18 protein-coding genes are annotated in these 16,087 nt (G+C 71.9%); 13 read left to right on the top strand and 5 right to left on the bottom strand.

Annotation, left to right across the window (positions count from 1 at the left end; all coding sequences use genetic code 11):
• The 3 genes from ACIBTV_RS01155 to ACIBTV_RS01165 all read left to right on the top strand — a co-directional run bounded on the left by ACIBTV_RS01155 (position 1) and on the right by ACIBTV_RS01165 (position 2,155).
• Positions 1–456, top strand: a complete 456-nt coding sequence (locus ACIBTV_RS01155; RefSeq protein ID WP_396701121.1) for an SUKH-3 domain-containing protein — start codon at positions 1–3, stop codon at positions 454–456.
• Between the two features lie 318 nt (positions 457–774).
• Complete coding sequence (locus ACIBTV_RS01160) at positions 775–1,701, top strand: polymorphic toxin-type HINT domain-containing protein (RefSeq protein ID WP_396702023.1); 927 nt, start codon at positions 775–777, stop codon at positions 1,699–1,701.
• A 1-nt stretch (position 1,702) separates the two neighbouring features.
• Complete coding sequence (locus tag ACIBTV_RS01165) at positions 1,703–2,155, top strand: DUF4265 domain-containing protein (protein WP_396701122.1); 453 nt, start codon at positions 1,703–1,705, stop codon at positions 2,153–2,155.
• Between the two features lie 57 nt (positions 2,156–2,212).
• On the opposite strand, the gene ACIBTV_RS01170 is transcribed toward ACIBTV_RS01165, so the two are convergent.
• Both ACIBTV_RS01170 and ACIBTV_RS01175 read right to left on the bottom strand, forming a co-directional pair.
• Positions 2,213–3,448: an APC family permease gene (locus ACIBTV_RS01170; protein WP_396701124.1), complete on the bottom strand. Its 1,236-nt coding sequence runs from the start codon at positions 3,446–3,448 to the stop codon at positions 2,213–2,215.
• Between the two features lie 10 nt (positions 3,449–3,458).
• Positions 3,459–4,232: a phosphatase PAP2 family protein gene (locus tag ACIBTV_RS01175; RefSeq protein ID WP_396701126.1), complete on the bottom strand. Its 774-nt coding sequence runs from the start codon at positions 4,230–4,232 to the stop codon at positions 3,459–3,461.
• 69 nt (positions 4,233–4,301) lie between these two features.
• Between ACIBTV_RS01175 and ACIBTV_RS01180 the strand changes: the two genes are divergently transcribed.
• Positions 4,302–5,525 carry a DUF4032 domain-containing protein gene (locus ACIBTV_RS01180; protein ID WP_396701128.1) on the top strand — a complete coding sequence of 408 codons (1,224 nt, stop codon included), beginning with the start codon at positions 4,302–4,304 and terminating at the stop codon, positions 5,523–5,525.
• Between the two features lie 4 nt (positions 5,526–5,529).
• Here ACIBTV_RS01180 and nagA read toward each other — a convergent pair whose 3' ends face one another.
• Genes nagA through ACIBTV_RS01195 form a run of 3 tightly spaced genes read right to left on the bottom strand, consistent with a single transcriptional unit; the run spans position 5,530 to position 8,536 of the window.
• A complete protein-coding gene (nagA, locus tag ACIBTV_RS01185) occupies positions 5,530–6,639 on the bottom strand; it encodes an N-acetylglucosamine-6-phosphate deacetylase (RefSeq protein ID WP_396701130.1) in 1,110 nt (369 codons plus the stop codon).
• Positions 6,636–7,610, bottom strand: coding sequence for an ROK family protein (locus ACIBTV_RS01190; protein WP_396701132.1), 975 nt, complete (start codon positions 7,608–7,610; stop codon positions 6,636–6,638). Before ACIBTV_RS01190 ends, nagA begins: the two co-directional genes overlap by 4 nt.
• The gene (locus ACIBTV_RS01195; protein WP_396701134.1) at positions 7,607–8,536 is read right to left on the bottom strand and encodes an SIS domain-containing protein; all 930 of its coding nucleotides are present in this window, start codon (positions 8,534–8,536) and stop codon (positions 7,607–7,609) included. Before ACIBTV_RS01195 ends, ACIBTV_RS01190 begins: the two co-directional genes overlap by 4 nt.
• Before the next feature lie 201 nt (positions 8,537–8,737).
• On the opposite strand from ACIBTV_RS01195, the gene ACIBTV_RS01200 reads away from it, so the two are divergent.
• The 9 genes from ACIBTV_RS01200 (at position 8,738) to ACIBTV_RS01240 (ending at position 15,894) form a co-directional block, all read left to right on the top strand.
• Positions 8,738–9,523 (top strand): DeoR/GlpR family DNA-binding transcription regulator, encoded by a 786-nt coding sequence (locus tag ACIBTV_RS01200; RefSeq protein WP_396701136.1) that lies wholly within the window; start codon positions 8,738–8,740, stop codon positions 9,521–9,523.
• Positions 9,524–9,673: 150 nt separating this feature from the next.
• Complete coding sequence (locus ACIBTV_RS01205) at positions 9,674–10,684, top strand: ATP-binding cassette domain-containing protein (RefSeq protein ID WP_396701138.1); 1,011 nt, start codon at positions 9,674–9,676, stop codon at positions 10,682–10,684.
• Positions 10,681–11,694, top strand: coding sequence for an ABC transporter permease subunit (locus ACIBTV_RS01210; protein ID WP_396701140.1), 1,014 nt, complete (start codon positions 10,681–10,683; stop codon positions 11,692–11,694). The genes ACIBTV_RS01205 and ACIBTV_RS01210 overlap by 4 nt, the downstream gene beginning before the upstream one ends.
• A gap of 205 nt (positions 11,695–11,899) precedes the next feature.
• Positions 11,900–12,334, top strand: coding sequence for a DUF3263 domain-containing protein (locus ACIBTV_RS01215; protein ID WP_396701142.1), 435 nt, complete (start codon positions 11,900–11,902; stop codon positions 12,332–12,334).
• A 238-nt stretch (positions 12,335–12,572) separates the two neighbouring features.
• On the top strand, positions 12,573–13,253 hold the full coding sequence (locus tag ACIBTV_RS01220) for a hypothetical protein (protein ID WP_396701144.1): 681 nt from the start codon (positions 12,573–12,575) through the stop codon (positions 13,251–13,253).
• Entirely contained in the window at positions 13,250–13,642 is a 393-nt protein-coding gene (locus tag ACIBTV_RS01225; protein WP_396701146.1) for a phage holin family protein, read from the top strand. Before ACIBTV_RS01220 ends, ACIBTV_RS01225 begins: the two co-directional genes overlap by 4 nt.
• A 21-nt stretch (positions 13,643–13,663) precedes the next feature.
• Entirely contained in the window at positions 13,664–14,410 is a 747-nt protein-coding gene (locus ACIBTV_RS01230) for a DUF3618 domain-containing protein (protein WP_396701148.1), read from the top strand.
• Positions 14,394–15,281, top strand: coding sequence for a hypothetical protein (locus ACIBTV_RS01235; RefSeq protein WP_396701150.1), 888 nt, complete (start codon positions 14,394–14,396; stop codon positions 15,279–15,281). Before ACIBTV_RS01230 ends, ACIBTV_RS01235 begins: the two co-directional genes overlap by 17 nt.
• A gap of 103 nt (positions 15,282–15,384) precedes the next feature.
• Positions 15,385–15,894, top strand: coding sequence for a GNAT family N-acetyltransferase (locus ACIBTV_RS01240; RefSeq protein WP_396701152.1), 510 nt, complete (start codon positions 15,385–15,387; stop codon positions 15,892–15,894).
• The last annotated feature ends 193 nt before the right edge of the window (positions 15,895–16,087 follow it).

The raw sequence follows: 16,087 nt of genomic DNA on the forward strand, positions 1-16,087 counted from the left end.
ATGTCGGCCGAGGTTTCGGGAATCCGTCCGGAGGGTCTGATGCTCGTTCTGCAGCAGGCTCTCCGGTCGGATGTGGGGAAGATTTACCTGCAAAAAGCATCTGGTGAATACGCTGCGGCGGGTTACGAAGTCACGCCATGGCTCCGTAGCTTCCTCGAACGCTACTCCGAGTTGGTCGTCGCCTGGCGGACGGCGCGTGGTGGGGAGGTTGAGCTGGACACGAGGGTGGAGGCTGCTCTCGATGCCTACCCTCACAACGTTCGTGTCTGGGGTCGGCGACTCGGGATGAGTGTGGTGCCGGTCGGAATGGCCTTCGAGACCGAGGAACGACTCCTGCTGGCCGAGGACGGCGAGATTCTGATCGCTGGCGACGGCGGAATTCAACGCGTCGGGCGCGGCTTCGAAAATTGCCTGGCCGCGCTCATCTCCGGCGCCTGGAACAAGCGCTTCTTCTAGAAGTTCCGTCGGCGGCGGCGTGTTGCGAGGGGGTACCAGGCGGCGTCGGGCGGCCAGGACTCCGAAGCCCGCGGGCACGCTGCCCAGTGACAGGTTGGCCGCGAGCAGCAGGCAGCCGATGAGCCCGAGCCCGGGCGAGCACCCGCACGAGTAGTCGTCGGGCCGGGTACGTGACATCGATCCACGTCAAATGGCGCATATCGGTGGTGCCGAGCTTGATGCGCGGCTTCCGGGGCAGTACGCAGAGGTCAGTGCCAACGAGCGGGCAAAGGACCTCGGACTTCAGCCACGGGCTCTCGCCAGCTATCCGCATCAGATCTGCCTTCCGGCGGCTCGGGCGGCGGCTTCAACCCGCTCGGCCTCGCCGTCGGCGGCGGGGGTGCGGGCTGTTCCCGGACGCAGCGACCGCACAGCTTCGACCCGAAGACCCGGGTCCTGATGGCTGACGGCAGCACCCGGCCGATCGAGGACGTCAACGTCGGCGACAAGGTGCTGGCGACCGACCCGGTCGCCGGTACGTCGGAGCCGAAGCGGGTCACCCAGCTGCACCGCAACAACGACAAGGACCTCACCGACGTGACCGTCCGCGACCAGGACGGCAAGGTCACCAAGGTCGAGACGACCTGGCACCACCCGTTCTGGAACGCCTCGGAGCGGAAGTGGAGCGACGCCAAGGACCTGAAGCCGGGCACCAGGCTGCTGGTCCGGGGCAAGGGCGCGGTCACCGTCGTCGCAGTGCTCAACAAGCTGGGCGCCGAGGAGATGCGGGACCTCACGGTCGCCGACATCCACACGTACTACGTACTCGCCGGCGCTGAGCCCGTCCTCGTCCACAACAACAATCTCCCCAGACGCAGTAATGAGTTCTGCGAACCGACCTTGTTCGTTTTCCGGGATGGCGCCACTTCAAGCCCGCAGCAGATTGCGAGTAGCAGGGGACGTCCGACTGGTGGAACCCGGCAGGGTCAGGCCGATGTTCGACAAGACCTTCTTGATGCTGCCGGAGACGGGCCATATCAGTGTTGGAGATGTGGCGAGCGATCTCCCAACCCGGACGACATGCATATGGGGCACATCAACGTTCCTACTTCAAAGGGTGGGAATCTGGAGCCCGAAAACTGCCTACTCGAGGGTGCGGCGTGTAACTTGAGTAGCGGCAATAGGGGTGGCCCCAAGGATGGTAGGTCCTGCGCTGAGCGCGGCGGCTGCGGTGCCCCCTATGGTAGGTATAGATGGAGTTATTGAGATGGCTGTCGAGCGCCTTAGGTTAGTGGCTGGGAAGAAGCGCTCCGGGGAGCTGGTTTACGAAGAGGTTCTTGGCGAACTGCAGTCAGATGGAACGTATCGGGTGGCGGTGACTCCCGGTCTTGTTCTCGGGACTGCGGCGGGCGACGTTATTGAAGTCGATAAGATTGATGGATCTTACGAAGTCGTCACCAGAGGGGGGAACATCGCGGTTCAGGTGTATGGTGATCCGGCTCAGGCTCTTCGAGTAAAGGATGAAATCAAGAGGTTGGGCGGCTGGCATGATGGCGGCCTAAGAAATCTGACGGTATTCACCATTCCGTATCGTGATGGTTTTGAGCGGCTGGAGGCTGTTCTAAATTCGCTCTTGGATGCCTCCGGATCTCTGCAATGGTTCTACGGAAACGTCTATGAGTCGTCTGATGGAGTCACCCCGTTGGGCTGGTGGGAGTAACTGGATAGGCACTACTGCGCAACAGCCCTAGGGTTTATGCCCGTGCTCCGTGCCGGGTCAGCCGTGGTGGCGGAGGGCGTACCAGGCGGCGCCGACGGCCAGGACTCCGAAGCCCGCGAGCACGCTGCCCAGCGGCAGGTTGACCGCGAGCAGCAGGCAGCCGACGAGCCCGAGCCCGCCGAGTGCCTGTACGGGTAGCCGCCGGGCCGGGTCGCGGCCGAGGGTCAGCGCCGCCGCGTTGGTGATCGCGTAGTAGACGAGGACGGTGCAGGCGGAGAAGCCGATCGCGTCGCGGACGTCGCCGAGCAGCACCACCACGATCACCACGGCGGCGACGGCGAGTTCGGCGCGGTGCGGGACCCGGTGCGTGGGGTGGACGGCGGCCAGGGCGCCGGGCAGGTCGCGACGGCGGGCCATGGCGAGCAGGGTGCGGCCGACCCCGGCGAGCAGGGAGAGCAGCACGCCGGTGACGGCGACGGCCGCCCCGGCCCGGACCACCCAGGCCAGGCCTGGCAGGCCGGCGGCGGTCACCACGTCGGCGAGCGGCGCGGCCGAGGCGGCGAGCCGGTCGGCGCCGAGCACGCCCAGCGCGACCACGGCCAGGGCCAGGTAGATCGCCAGCACGATCCCCAGCGCCAGCGGCACCGCCCGGGGGATGGTGCGCTCCGGCTCGCGGACCTCCTCGCCGAGGGTGGCGATCCGGGCGTAGCCGGCGAAGGCGAAGAAGAGCAGCCCGGCGGCGGTGAGCACGCCCCGCCCGGAGCCGCCGGGGTCACCCAGCCGGGCCGGGTCGACCGGCCCGCCCACGACGCCGACGACGGCGACCAGGGCCAGCACCGCCAGCACCAGACCGACCAGCAGCTTCGTCGCGGTGGCGGTCTTGCCGATGCCGCGCAGGTTCACCGCGGTCACCGCGACGACCGCGGCGACCGCCACCAGCCGGGCCTGCCCCGGCCACAGGTACGTCCCGATGGTCAGCGCCATCGCCGCGCAGCTCGCCGTCTTGCCGACCACGAAACCCCAGCCGGCCACGAAACCGGCGAACGGGCCGAGACGCTCCCGGCCGTAGACGTAGGTGCCGCCGGACTCCGGGTAGCGGGCGGCCAGCCGGGCCGAGCTGGTGGCGTTGCAGAAGGCGATGAAGCCGGCCAGTGCCAGCGCGGGCAGCAGACCGCTGCCGCCGGCCGCCGCGGCGGCCGGGCCGAAGACCACGAAGACACCCGCGCCGAGCATGGACCCGAGCCCGATGAGCACGGCGTCCGGCACGCCCAGGCGGCGTACGAGCTGATTCACGACCGGCAGGCTAGGTGGCCGAGGTAAACAACGCGGTACGGCGCGACCCGGGCAGCCGACCCGGCAGCGGTACGTCGTCCCACGGCACCCGGCGCAGCAGACGATCCAGCAGCAGCCCGAGGAGCAGCCCGGCGACCGAGTCGGTCAGCCAGTGCCAGCCCAGGTAGGTGGTGGTGCAGAGCACGATCAGCGGTGGCAGCGCCCGGACGGCGAGGACCAGCCGGGGCGGCAGCTCCCGCCCGTATGTGCGCAGCAGCGCGCCGAGCAGCAGCGCGATCATCCCGTACCAGACGATCGCGTTGGCGACGTGCCCCGACGGGTACGACTGGGCGAAGCGCAGCGGCAGGTGCTCCTGGAACAGGGGCAGGGTCTGCTCGGGCGGCAGGAACGGCTCCTTGATGCTGGCGCTCGGTGCCGGCCGGGCCGTCCAGACCTTCAGCGGCCCGATCGTGAAGGTGGTGAGCACGAACGCGACCACCGGGGGCAGCACCGGGCGGACGGAGCGCACCCGGACCGCGACCAGCACTCCCAGCCCGGCGGCGATCAGGGTGAGCGGCGTGCCCTGGCCGAGCAGGTTGAGCACCCGCGCCACCCAGTACGCCGCCGTCGGCCGGTGAGCTTCCGCCCAGTCGGCCACCGCCCGGTCGAGCCCGAAGAGCTGGTCCGCGGCGAGGGCCACGGTCAGGCCGACGAGCGCGACGAGCAGCAGCGCGTCGTACCACCAACCGGCGGGGCGGACGGGCCGCAGCCGCACCGCTTGCCGTACCTCCGTGGTCTCCCGCACGCGCCCACGCTACCGGTCGGTGCTGTGGGCCCAACCACGATGGGAAGCGCTTCGCACCGCGGACCCGGCATGCTTGTCCCCGTGCGGATCACGTCTGCTCTCGTGGACCCGGCGTTGCTCGACCTCCCGTGGTCGACCCCGCTGGAGGAGTGGCCTGCCCAGCACCTGGTGGCGCTGCCGCAGGGCATCTCGCGGCACATCGTCCGTTTCGTCCGGCTCGGCGACTACGTGTACGCGGTCAAGGAGACCGGCGAGCGGGTCGCCGAGCGCGAGTACGACCTGCTCCGGGCGCTGGAGCGGATCGACTTCCCGGCGGTGGAGGCGGTGGCGATCGTCGCCGACCGGCAGACCGACGACGGCGAGCCCCTGGACCCGGTGCTGATCACCCGGCACCTCCAGTTCTCGCTGCCCTACCGGGCGCTCTTCTCGCACACCCTGCGACCGGAGACGATGGGCCGGCTGCTCGACGCGCTCGCCGCCCTGCTGGTCCGGATGCATCTGACCGGCTTCTTCTGGGGCGACTGCTCGCTGTCGAACACGCTCTTCCGCCGCGACGCGGGCGCCTTCGCCGCCTACCTGGTGGACGCCGAGACCGGCGCGCTGCGCCCCTCGCTCTCCAACGGTCAGCGCGGCGAGGACCTGGAGATCGCCCGGGTGAACATCTTCGGTGAGGCGCTGGACCTCCAGGCCGCCGGGCTGCTGCACGAGTCGATCGACCCGGAGGCGGTCTCCGAGGAGGTCGTGCAGCGCTACGAGCGGCTCTGGCACGAGATCACGTACGAGCAGCAGGTCGAGCGGGACGCCCGGCACGACATCGAGCGCCGCATCCGTGGCCTCAACGAGCTCGGGTTCGACGTGGCGGAGATCGCCGTCTCCACCATCGACGACGGGCGCTACCTGGTGCGGCCGAAGGTCGTCGACGCCGGCTACCACACGCGCCGGCTGCTGCGGCTGACCGGCCTGGACGCCGAGGAGAACCAGGCCCGCAAGCTCCTCAACGACCTGGACGCCTACCGCGCCGAGAGTGACCTGATGGACGAGCAGCAGGCGGCGCACCGCTGGCTGACCGAGGTCTTCGAGCCGGTGGTCCGGGCGGTGCCGGCGCACCTGCGCCGCAAGCTGGAGCCGCAGGAGATCTTCGCGCAGATCATCGAGCACAAGTGGCTGCTCTCCGAGCGGGCCGGCCGCGACGTCGGGATGCGCCACGCGGTGCAGTCCTACCTGGCGGACGTGCTGGTGCACCGCCCCGACGAGCAGGCCGTGCTCGGTGTGGAGGTCCCGGCCGCCCGCTGACCGGCTACTCCTGCCAGGTGCCGCCGCGCAGGACGCGTACCACGTTGAGGTCGTCGTCGAGCACCACGAGGTCGGCGCGGAGGCCGACCTGGAGGGCGCCGAGCCGGTCGCCGAGGCCGATCGCCCGGGCCGGGGTGGTGGCGAGCATGCGGGCGGCGTCCGCGATCGGGATGCCGGCGGCCACCGTGTGCCGCAGGGCCGCGTCCATGGTCAGGGTGCTGCCGGCGATCGCCCCGTCGCGGGTCAGCCGGGCCACACCGTCGGCCACGGTCACCCCCTGGCCGCCCAGCTCGTACTCGCCGTCGGGCATGCCGGCGGCGGCCATCGCATCGGTGATCACGGCGGTCCGTTCGGGACCGGCCGTCGAGGCGGCGAAGGTGAGCATGCCGTCGTGCAGGTGCACGCCGTCGGCGACCAGTTCGCAGACCACGTTCGGCGCGTCCAGCAGGGCGACCACCGGCCCGGGCTCGCGGTGGTGCACCGGCCGCATCCCGTTGAACAGGTGGGTGCCGACGCTGGCGCCCGCCGCGACGGCGGCGCGGGTCTCGTCGTACGTGGCGTCGGTGTGGCCGACCGCGGCGACCACCCGGTGGGCGACGAGCAGCTTGATCGCCTCCAGGGCGCCGTCGCGCTCGGGGGCGATCGTCATCATCCGGACGGCGTCCCCGCCCAGCTCGATCAGCTCGGCCAGCTCGTCGGTGGACGGGTCGCGGAGGAACTCGGGGTTCTGCGCGCCGCAGCGGGTCGCCGACAGGTAGGGACCCTCGAAGTGGATCCCGGCCAGCACGCCCTCGTCGACCAGCGGCCGGTACGCGGCGGTCGCCGACCGCATCAGCGCGAACGGCGAGCTGACCAGGCTGGCCAGCAGGCTCGTGGTGCCGTGCCGGAGGTGGAAGGCGGCGGCCTCGCGGGCCTGCGCGACGTCGCCCGTGGTGAAGGTGTGCCCGCCACCGCCGTGGGTGTGCATGTCCACGAAGCCGGGGAGGATCCAGTGTCCGTCCCGGTGGGTCGGATACTCGGCCACCGCCGTGATGCGGTCGCCGTCCCACTCGACGCAGCCCTGCCGGATGACGCCGGTCGGCGTCACCACCCTGCCGCTCACCCGCACGGTCATCGCTTCTCCACTGTTGTCGGGACGCCGACGGCGTCGAGGGCGAGCAGGGCGGCGCCGAGGCAGCCGGCCTCGTCGCCGAGGGCCGCCGGCACCAGGGCCGGCTCCCGATGGAACGTCATCCGCTCCCGCAGGGCGGCCCGCAGCGGGTCGAGCAGCTGCGCGCCGGCCTGCGCCAGCCCACCGCCGACCACGACCGTCGCGACGTCGAAGAGCGCCTGGGCGGTGGCCAGGCCGTCGGCGAGCGCGTCCACGGTGTCCTGCCAGACCCGCGCCGCCAGCGGCTCACCGGCGGCCGCCCGCTCGGCGACCTCCGCCGCGGTCGCGGGAGCGCCGGCCAGCTCGGCGTAGCGGCGCCCGACCGCGGCGGCCGACGCGACCGCCTCCAGGCAGCCGGGTCGCCCGCAGCCGCAGCGCGGCCCGTTCGGGCGTACGAGGATGTGGCCGAACTCGCCGGCCGCGCCGTGCGCGCCGACGTCGGCGGAGCCGTCGACCACGTGCGCGGCGGCGATGCCGGTGCCGATCGCGACGAAGAGGACGTGCCCGGCGCCGCGGCCGGCGCCGAGCCGGGCCTCGGCGACACCACCCACGCGTACGTCGTGGCCGAGCGTCGTGGGCAGGCCGAGCCGCGCCACCGCGAGGTCCCGCAGCGGTACGTCCCGGAAGCCGATGTTGGCCGACCAGACGGCGACGCCCCGCGCCTCGTCCACGATCCCGGGCACGGCGACGCCGAGCGCCACCGGGTTGCGGCCGTCGGCGCGGGCCTTGCCGGCCAGCCCCTCGGCGACGGCGAGGATCGTGTCGACCACGGCATCGGGGCCGCGCGCGGCGTCGGTGGGGTGCCGTTCGCTGTGTACGGTGCGCCCGTCCGGGCTCACCAGGGCGCACTTCATCCCGGTGCCTCCCACGTCCAGCGCGACGACAACGTCGGCGTCGCCCACGCCGCCGGCGAGCCGGGCGGGTGGCTCCGTCACGCGAGCACCACGGACCGGGTGAGGTGTCGGGGCGCGTCCGGGTCGAGGCCGCGGCTCGTGGCGAGGGCGACCGCGAAGCGCTGGGCGAGGATGAGGTCGGCCATCGGGTCGACCGGGTTGCGGCCGGCCGACCAGCTGCCGAGGACGGTGCGGCAGCCGTGGGTCCGGCTGTGCACGAAGGCGGCACCGGTGGCGGCGACGTCCTCCGGCAGGCCGTCGGGGAGCGCGCCGAACGCCCAGACCATTCGGCCCGGGGCGGCGATCGAGATCGGGCCGTGCCGGTAGTCCATCGCCGGGTACGCCTCGGCCCAGAACGTGGCGGCCTCCCGGCACTTCAGCGCCGCCTCCTGCGCCAGCCCGACGGTCCACCCGCGACCGAGGAAGGTGACCTGCTCGATGGTGGTCGGGTCGATCGGCAGCGGGGAGCGCACCGCGACCTCGGCGTCGGCGGCGAGCGCGTCGACGTTGTCGCCGAGGTGGGCGCGGAGCAGGGCGAGCGCGGTGGTGGCGAACCGGGTCTGCACCACCGAGCGCTCGTCGGCGAAGGGCATGGTCACCGCGGCGTCGGCGAGCTGCACCGCGGGCGAGCCCGGGTCACCGACGATGACGGTGGTGGGCACCTGACCCCGGAGGGTCTCCAGCAGCTCGACGACCTCGGTGGTGGTGCCGGAGCGGGTGATCGCGACCAGCCGGTCGTAGCGGCGTCCGGCCGGGAACTCGGAGGCCTGGAAGGCGTCGGTCTCGCCCTGGCCCGCCTGTTCGCGCAGGACCGCGTACGCCATGGCCATGAACCACGACGTGCCGCATCCGACGACGGCGACCCGCTCGCCGGGGGCCGGCAGGTCGGCGCGGACGGCCTCGGCCAGCTTCGCCGCCTCCCGCCAGCAGTCGGGTTGGCTTGCGATCTCCGCGTCGACGTACGCCATGAAGTAACTCCTCGCAGGAGGCGGCCGTGCGCAATACGGCTCATTAAGCCCGTGTTTCGCGCGTCATTCTGCGCGAGTCGGGGTAGCGGTCGCAACCGCTGGGCCGATCGAGCAGGTGAGTGTTTTGCGCCCTCGTAGTTTCGCGCACTAGTGTGCACGCAATCAATCACCGATCGTGCAGTCGCGGGAAGGGCGGTCGAGGTGGACCGGTACGCCAGATGGAACGCGCTGCTCGAAATGCTGACCGACAGCGGCCGGGTCAGCGTCGAGGAGGCCGCCGAGCGCCTCGACGTCTCGCAGGCGACCATCCGGCGTGACTTCGACCAGCTCGCGCAGCAGCAGATGATCACACGGACCCGGGGCGGCGCGGTCGCCAACGGCGTCTCCTACGACCTGCCGCTGCGCTACAAGACCGCCAAGCACTCGGCGGAGAAGCAGCGGATCGGCGCGGCCGCGGCGGCGCTGGTGTCGCCGGGCACCGTGGTCGGCCTCAACGGCGGCACGACCAGCACCGAGGTGGCCCGCGCCCTGGCCGTCCGCCCCGATCTCAACACCAACGCCGAGGGCGCCCAGCTGACCGTGGTCACCAACGCGCTGAACATCGCCAACGAGCTGCTGGTCCGCTCCCGGATGAAGGTGGTGGTGGCCGGCGGCGTGGTCCGGCCCAAGTCGTTCGAACTGGTCGGCCCGCTCGGCGGCGCGCTGCTGCGCGAGGTGACCCTGGACGTCGCCCTGCTGGGCGTGGACGCGATCGACCCCGGGCTCGGGGCCGCCGCGCACCACGAGGGCGAGGCCGCGATGAACAGCCTCATGGTCGCCCGGGCCAAGCGGGTGGTGGTCATCGCCGACTCGTCCAAGCTGGGCGGCCACGCGTTCGCCCGCATCTGCCCGGTTGACCGGGTGGAGACCCTGGTCACCGACTCCGGCGCCGCCCCCGAGGTGGTCGAGGCGTTCCGCGCGGCCGGCGTACACGTCATCTGCGCCTGACCCGGGCCCGCGTTTCCCGGACGGTCGCCCAGCGTGATCGACCGACCCCGATCGGAGGTATTCGGCGCGTCGTTGCATACCCGGTATTGCGCGGTCCTGCATACCGCGTATGGTGTCGCGTGTCATACCACCCAACGGGGGAGGTGCAGCTTGCCCGCTGTCCTGGAGATAGAAGGTCTACGTAAGACGTACAAGAGTCGGCGACGCGGCACCCGCAACGCGTTGGACGGCTTCGACATGCGGGTCGAGGCCGGTCAGGTGCACGGCTTCCTCGGCCCCAACGGCTCCGGCAAGACCACCACGCTGCGTACGCTGCTCGGCCTCATTCGGCCGAACGGTGGCCGGATGAGCGTCCTCGGGCACGAGGTCCCCGAGGCGCTGCCGGCCGTCGCGGGGCAGGTGGGCGCGATCGTCGAGAGCCCACAGTTCTTCCCGCACTTCACCGCGCGGGACACGCTGTCCTTGCTGGCGTCCGCCGGTGACGTCCCGGCGACGCGGGTCGACGAGGTGCTGGAGCTGGTCGGGCTGCGCGACCGCGCCGGCGAGCGGGTCAAGACCTACTCGCTCGGCATGAAACAGCGGCTCGCTGTCTCGTCCGCCCTGCTCAAGAACCCGAAGCTGCTGATCCTGGACGAGCCGGCCAACGGCCTCGACCCGGGCGGCATCCGCGAGATGCGGACGCTGATGCGCAACCTCGCCGAGTCGGGGATGACCGTGCTCCTGTCCAGCCACATCCTCGGCGAGATCCAGCTGATCTGCGACTCCGTCACGATCATCTCGCTGGGTCGGCGGGTGGCCTTCGGCCCCGTCGAGCAGGTGCTCGCCGAGCACTCGTCCAACACGGTGCGCGTACGCCTGGAGGCCGTCACCGACCTCCCGGCCGCCACCGACGCGCTGACCCGGGCCGGGGTCCGGGTCACCGGGCACCCGGACCACCTGATGCTGACCGGCGTCGACAAGCCGGCGACGGTCACCCGGCTCCTCGCCGAGCAGGGCCTCTACGTCAGCGAGCTGGCCCCGGTCGCCGTCGACCTGGAGAGCGTCTTCCTCGAACTGACCGCCACCGCGCCGGTGCCCGGCCAACACCGTCAGGTCGACCAGTCCACGAAGGTCGGTGGGCCGGAGCAGACCGGAGCCACCGGAGGGGGGTGGGGGGCGTGAGCCTCTACCGTACGGAGCTGCGCCGACTGGTCAAGCGGCGCTTCACCCGCTACATGACGCTGCTCGGTCTGCTGGTGCTGGCGGCGGTGGTGGTCGGGGTCTTCTTCAGCAACCAGAAGATCGACGCCGCGGCGCACGCACGCGCCGAGCGGCAGGCCGAGCAGCAGTACCAGGACCAGGTGCGCTACTCGGAGCAGGAGCGTGCCTCCTGCGAGCGGGACAAGGCGGCGGGCGTGAACGCCGACCGCTACCCGCCGGACTGCGAGATGATCTCGGCCCCGCCGCGCGAGGCGTTCGAGGCGAAGTGGTTCCTGCCCTCGACGTTCAACTTCCGGGAGGCCTTCCCCGAGACGCTGATCCCGTTCGCGGCGATCCTGGCGCTCGTCGGCTTCGTGGTCGGCGCGTCCTTCGTCGGGGCTGAGTGGAACACCGGCGGAATGATGAACCTGTTGCTGTGGCGGCCGAAGCGGCTGACCGTCCTGCTCAGCAAGCTGGCCGCGCTGCTGACCGGCGTGGTCGCGGTGACCGTCACCTCCGGGTTGCTGTGGTTCGGCGGGTTCTGGCTGGTCGCGACGTTCCGGGGCAGCACCGAGAAGATGACCGCCGGGGCGTGGCAGTCGTTCGCCCTCACCGGGCTGCGTGGGCTGGCACTGGTGGTGGTCATCAGCGCGATCGGCTTCGCGCTCGCCTCGCTGGGGCGGCACACCGCGATGGCCCTCGGTGGCGTGGTCGCGGTGATGGTCGTCGGCCAGTTCGGGCTCGGCATCCTGCTGGACATGGCGGGGGTGAAGTTCGCCGAGGCATGGCTACTGCCCACGTACGCGCTGGCCTGGATGACGAAGAAGGTGACCCTGGAGAACTGGGACGCCTGCAACGCCACCTTCACCGGCGAGTGCAAGCCGGAGACGCTCGACGTCACCTGGCAGCAGTCATCGGTGCTGCTGTCGGTCGGTGTGGTGGTGATCCTCGGCGCGGCACTCTGGGCGATGCGCCGCCGGGACATCTCCTGACCGTCCCCACACGACACGACGGCCGGGGTCGTCCGCCGGGAGACCGATGGGTGGCCCCGGCCGTCGTGTGCCCGCTTGTCGTCTGCTCCCGGGTGTGGGTGCGCGGCACGGCCGTCGCGACGGATGCGAGCCGTGTCCGCCCTGGTTAGGCTGGGGGTCCCCCGGTTCGGCGTCGCCGTGCCGGCCGCCCCGACCGAGGAGCGCCATGCCGCCTGCCGACGCCGCCCCGGCCGCCGCCGAGCCGCCCGTCGACGCACCGGGCGACGGCACGGGCACCACGCGTACCGCCGCGACCGGCTCGGGTGCTGTGCCGCCGCCCCGCTCCGCGCCGCCCGAGGAGACCGTCCCCGCCGCGACCGTCCCCGCTCAGGCTGCGCCCACCGGGAGCGCCGCGACCGTCCCCACCGAGGCCGGGCTGAGCGATCGGGAACTCGCGATCCTGGCGTTCGAGCAGCAGTGGTGGCGGCACGCCGGCGCGAAGGAGCAGGCGGTCCGCGACACGTTCGGTCTCTCCGCCACGCGCTACTACCAACTGTTGAACAAGCTGCTCGACAATCCCGCCGCGCTCGCCGCCGAGCCGGTGCTGGTCGGGCGGCTGCGCCGCCTGCGTTCGTCCCGCGCCCGCAATCGTCGTCGCTGACCGGCCTTTCGCACGGCCTGGTGTGTCGCGAGGGTCGGTGCCGTCGCCGTCCCGCTGCGCGGTCCGGGGCCTCCCGTGTCGCCCCGTCCGGCTTGGCGACCGGGCGCGTGAGCTGGCGGAAGACCGGGCCGCGGGATCGCCGGTGTCGGGCACCGGGAGAACGAATGCTGCCCCGACCCGCCGGGTAGCCCGACGATGTCCCGGGCCATACCGTCCGGGGCGGAGGAGGGAGTGTGTGATGACGGCGATCAACCAGAGCAGAGCGCCGGGCAGCACCACCGAACAGGCCCGGCAGCAGGCGTCCCGGGTCGGCCACCAGACCGCACAGGCCGGCAGTCAGGTCGGCCATGCCGTCGCCGAGCAGAGCCGACACGTGGCCGAGGAGGCGCGGCACCAGGCGCAGCACCTGACCACGGAGGCCGGCTCTCAGCTGCGCGATCAGGCGCGGTCGCAGAAGCACCGGGCCGCCGAGGGGCTGCGCGGCATCGGCCGCGAACTCGGCGACATGGCAGGCGGCAGCGACGACTCGGGCCTGGCCGGAGAGGCCGTACGCCGGGCGTCGGACGCCGTCCAGCGGGCCGCCGGCTGGCTGGACGAGCGGGAGCCCGCCGACCTGCTGCACGACGTACGCGGGTACGCCCGGAAGCACCCGGGCACGTTCCTCGCCGGTGCGGCCGTGGCCGGACTGCTCGTCGGCCGGCTCACCCGGAACATGGCGTCGAACGGCAACGGCAACGGCAAGCACGCCGGTGCCCAGGCGGGCCAGACCGGGCAGCAGCGTCAGGGGATGCCTCCGATGCCGGAAGCGGACATCCATGCGTCCTACTCGGCTGAGGGCCCCTACTCCGGTGTGGCGCGGGCGCAGAACGTGTCGCCCGCGGTCCGCGAGTCGGGCCTGACCGGTCGGGTGGCGCCGTGAGTGCCCCGACCACGGAGCGCACCCAGTCGGTGGGTGAACTGCTGGGTGACGTGACCCGTGACATGTCGACGCTGGTCCGGCAGGAGGTTCAGCTGGCCAAGGCGGAGCTACGGGAGGAGGCGACCCAGGCCGGCAAGGCCGGTGGCCTCTTCGGCGGCGCCGCGTTGGCCGGGTTCCTCACCGTGCTGTTCCTCTCGTACGCCGCCTGGTGGGGTCTGTCCAATGTGATGGACCAGGGCTGGGCCGCCCTCATCGTGGCCGCCGTCTGGGCGGTGGCCACCGCGATCCTGGCGATCGCCGGGCGGTCGAAGCTACGGCAGTTCCGTGGCGTGCTACCGCGGACCCAGCAGACCGCGCGTCAGGTGCCGGACGCCCTGCGCGGCCGGTGAGCGGGCTGGAAGGGAGCAGACATGTCGAGCGACCCGGAGCAGATCCGGCAGGAGATCGAACGGACTCGCAGAGACCTGAGCGACAACGTCGATGCGCTGGCCGACAAGGTCAACCCGCGGCGGATCGCGGGCGACCGTGTCGACCAGGCACGCGGCGCGTTCAGTCGAGCGAAGGAGAAGGTGATGGGTAGCCAGATGGACGGCCACGGCGCCAGGCAGAAGATGTCCGACGCCGCCGGTTCGGCGCAGCACATGGGCAACCAGGCCGGGCAGCGTATGTCCGAGATGGGCCACCAGGCCGGGCAGCGCATGTCGCAGGCCAGCGACCAGGTGCAGCACATGGGCAACCGGGCCGGCCAGCGGATGTCGCACGCCGCGGGTTCGGTCCGCGACGAGGCCCGCTCGCTGGGGTACCAGTCGCGGGAGCAGACGCAGGGCAACCCGCTCGCGGCCGGGATGATCGCGTTCGGCGCGGGCCTGCTCGCGTCCGCGCTGATTCCGGCGAGCCGTCACGAGCGGCAGTGGGCCGGCCAGGCCAAGGGGATGGTCGGTGACCAGTTCCGGCAGCACTCGGACGAGTTGCGGCAGCAGGCCAGCCAGTTCGGTCAGGGGATGACGGGCAACATGCGGGGGCCTGCGCAGCAGGCGGCCAAGTCCGTGGGGTCCACCGCGATCCGTGGTGCCGCCCAGATCCGGGAGCAGGGCCGGTCGGCCACGCACCAGGTGCGCGGCCAGGCGCAGGAGTCCGCCGGTGAGTTTCGGCGTTGAGCCGGTGCGGGCGGTGGGGCGGGCCCCGCTGATGCGGGTCCGCTCCGCCTCCGCTCCAGCCCCCGGCCGCGACCTGAACGAGGATCTGGTCTTTCGGTTCGGGCCGCTGGTCGGGGTGCTGGACGGCGCCACGGTGCCGGAGGGCTTCGACACCGGTTGCGTGCACGGCCCCGAGTGGTACGTCCGGCACCTGGCCGCCCGGATCGGGCTGGCCGAGGCCGCCCGACCGGCCGCCACGTTGATGAGCAACCTCGCGGCGGCCATCCTCGCGGTCCGTGCCGACCACGGCGGCCAGTGCGACCTCGACCATCCGGGCACACCGTCCAGCACGGTGGCCCTGCTGCGTGAGGGTGCCGAGCAGGTCGACTACCTGGTGCTCTGCGACAGTCCACTGGTCCTCGACGCGGGCGGGCGGGTCACCGTCGTCGCCGACGACCGGCTCGACGCCGCGATGGCGGACCTGCGGCGCACCGTCGCCGCCGTGCCGGCCGGCGCGGACCGGGCCACCCGCTTCCGGCAGGCCGTGGGCGTGCAGCGGGAGCGGATGAACCGGACGCACGGCTACTGGGTGGCCGCCGCCGACCCGGACGCGGCGTACCATGCGGTGGCCGGGACGGTGCCGCTGCGCGGGCCGGGTGCCCTGCGCCGGGCGGCGCTGCTCACCGACGGCGCGTCGAGCGCCGTCGAGCAGTTCGCGCTGTTGGACTGGCCCGCGCTTCTGGACCTGCTCTCCACCGAGGGGCCGGACGCGCTGATCACCCTCGTCCGCGACGCCGAGCGTGACCACGCGGACCGACTGCGGCGACACAAGCGGTCGGACGACGCTTCGGTGGTGCTGTGCGAGTTCGGTGTCGACGACAGCGGAGCGTGAGGCAGAACACGATGCCGGCCGACCGGCCGGTACCCGGCGACGGACCGCCAGTCGCGGCCCAACGGGGTGGACTTCTCCCGGTAGGGGCGGCAGACTGCGGCACGTGACGGGTTCGGTCCGGTTGGAGCCGGTGGACGAGCGGAACCTCGAGCCGTTGCTCTCCGTAGCGGCTGCGGAGGCGGAGCCCGGCGACGTCATGCCCCCGGTGGAGGCCCCGGCCGGCTGGTCGCTGGCCCGCCGGGAGGCGTTCCGCGAGTTCCACCGGGCCAGCTTCGCCGGGCTCACCGGCCCGACCCGCACCCAGATGTACGCGATTCTGGCCGGCGGCGAGGTGGTGGGCATGATCCGGATGACCCTCCGCGACGAGCCCGGCACGGTGGAGACCGGGATGTGGCTCGGCCGCTCGGCCCGGGGGCAGGGGATCGGCGGTGCCGCCCTGCGCGAACTGCTGAACGAGGCGGCGGCGGTCGGCATGAAAGCGGTCGTCGCGGAGACGACCCGGGACAATGGGCCAGCCGTCTCGGTGCTCGAAAAATGCGGCGCGAAATTAACTGACAAGGGCGAGAAGGTGCGGGCCGAAATCTGTCTCGATTCACCTCCCCCGGCCCTCTGATCCGATTAGCGATCGTCCGTTCCTCGGTGTTGCCTCCTGGTCTCTGACCTGCTGCTACGTGCCCTGTTGTCCAGTTTGAGGCACCGAGGCCGCCCGATTCGCAATTCACCGTCCGGTGTTTCCGTCGAAATTGTTCGTGCGGTTTCACGGCTAGGCCCTGGGGTACTGCCCGCCGGGTCCGCCAATTCCGACG

Origin of the sequence: Micromonospora sp. NPDC049366 (assembly GCF_044466625.1) — a bacterium.
Lineage (GTDB): Bacteria > Actinomycetota > Actinomycetes > Mycobacteriales > Micromonosporaceae > Micromonospora.

Bases quoted from the DNA above. Each gene is read 5' to 3' on its own strand.
- ACIBTV_RS01215 (WP_396701142.1), top strand. From the start codon at position 11,900: ATGCCGCCTGCCGACGCCGCCCCGGCCGCCGCCGAGCCGCCCGTCGAC.
- ACIBTV_RS01230 (WP_396701148.1), top strand. From the start codon at position 13,664: ATGTCGAGCGACCCGGAGCAGATCCGGCAGGAGATCGAACGGACTCGC.
- nagA (WP_396701130.1), bottom strand. From the start codon at position 6,639: ATGACCGTGCGGGTGAGCGGCAGGGTGGTGACGCCGACCGGCGTCATC.
- ACIBTV_RS01220 (WP_396701144.1), top strand. From the start codon at position 12,573: ATGACGGCGATCAACCAGAGCAGAGCGCCGGGCAGCACCACCGAACAG.
- ACIBTV_RS01165 (WP_396701122.1), top strand. From the start codon at position 1,703: ATGGCTGTCGAGCGCCTTAGGTTAGTGGCTGGGAAGAAGCGCTCCGGG.
- ACIBTV_RS01180 (WP_396701128.1), top strand. From the start codon at position 4,302: ATGCTTGTCCCCGTGCGGATCACGTCTGCTCTCGTGGACCCGGCGTTG.
- ACIBTV_RS01155 (WP_396701121.1), top strand. From the start codon at position 1: ATGTCGGCCGAGGTTTCGGGAATCCGTCCGGAGGGTCTGATGCTCGTT.
- ACIBTV_RS01195 (WP_396701134.1), bottom strand. From the start codon at position 8,536: ATGGCGTACGTCGACGCGGAGATCGCAAGCCAACCCGACTGCTGGCGG.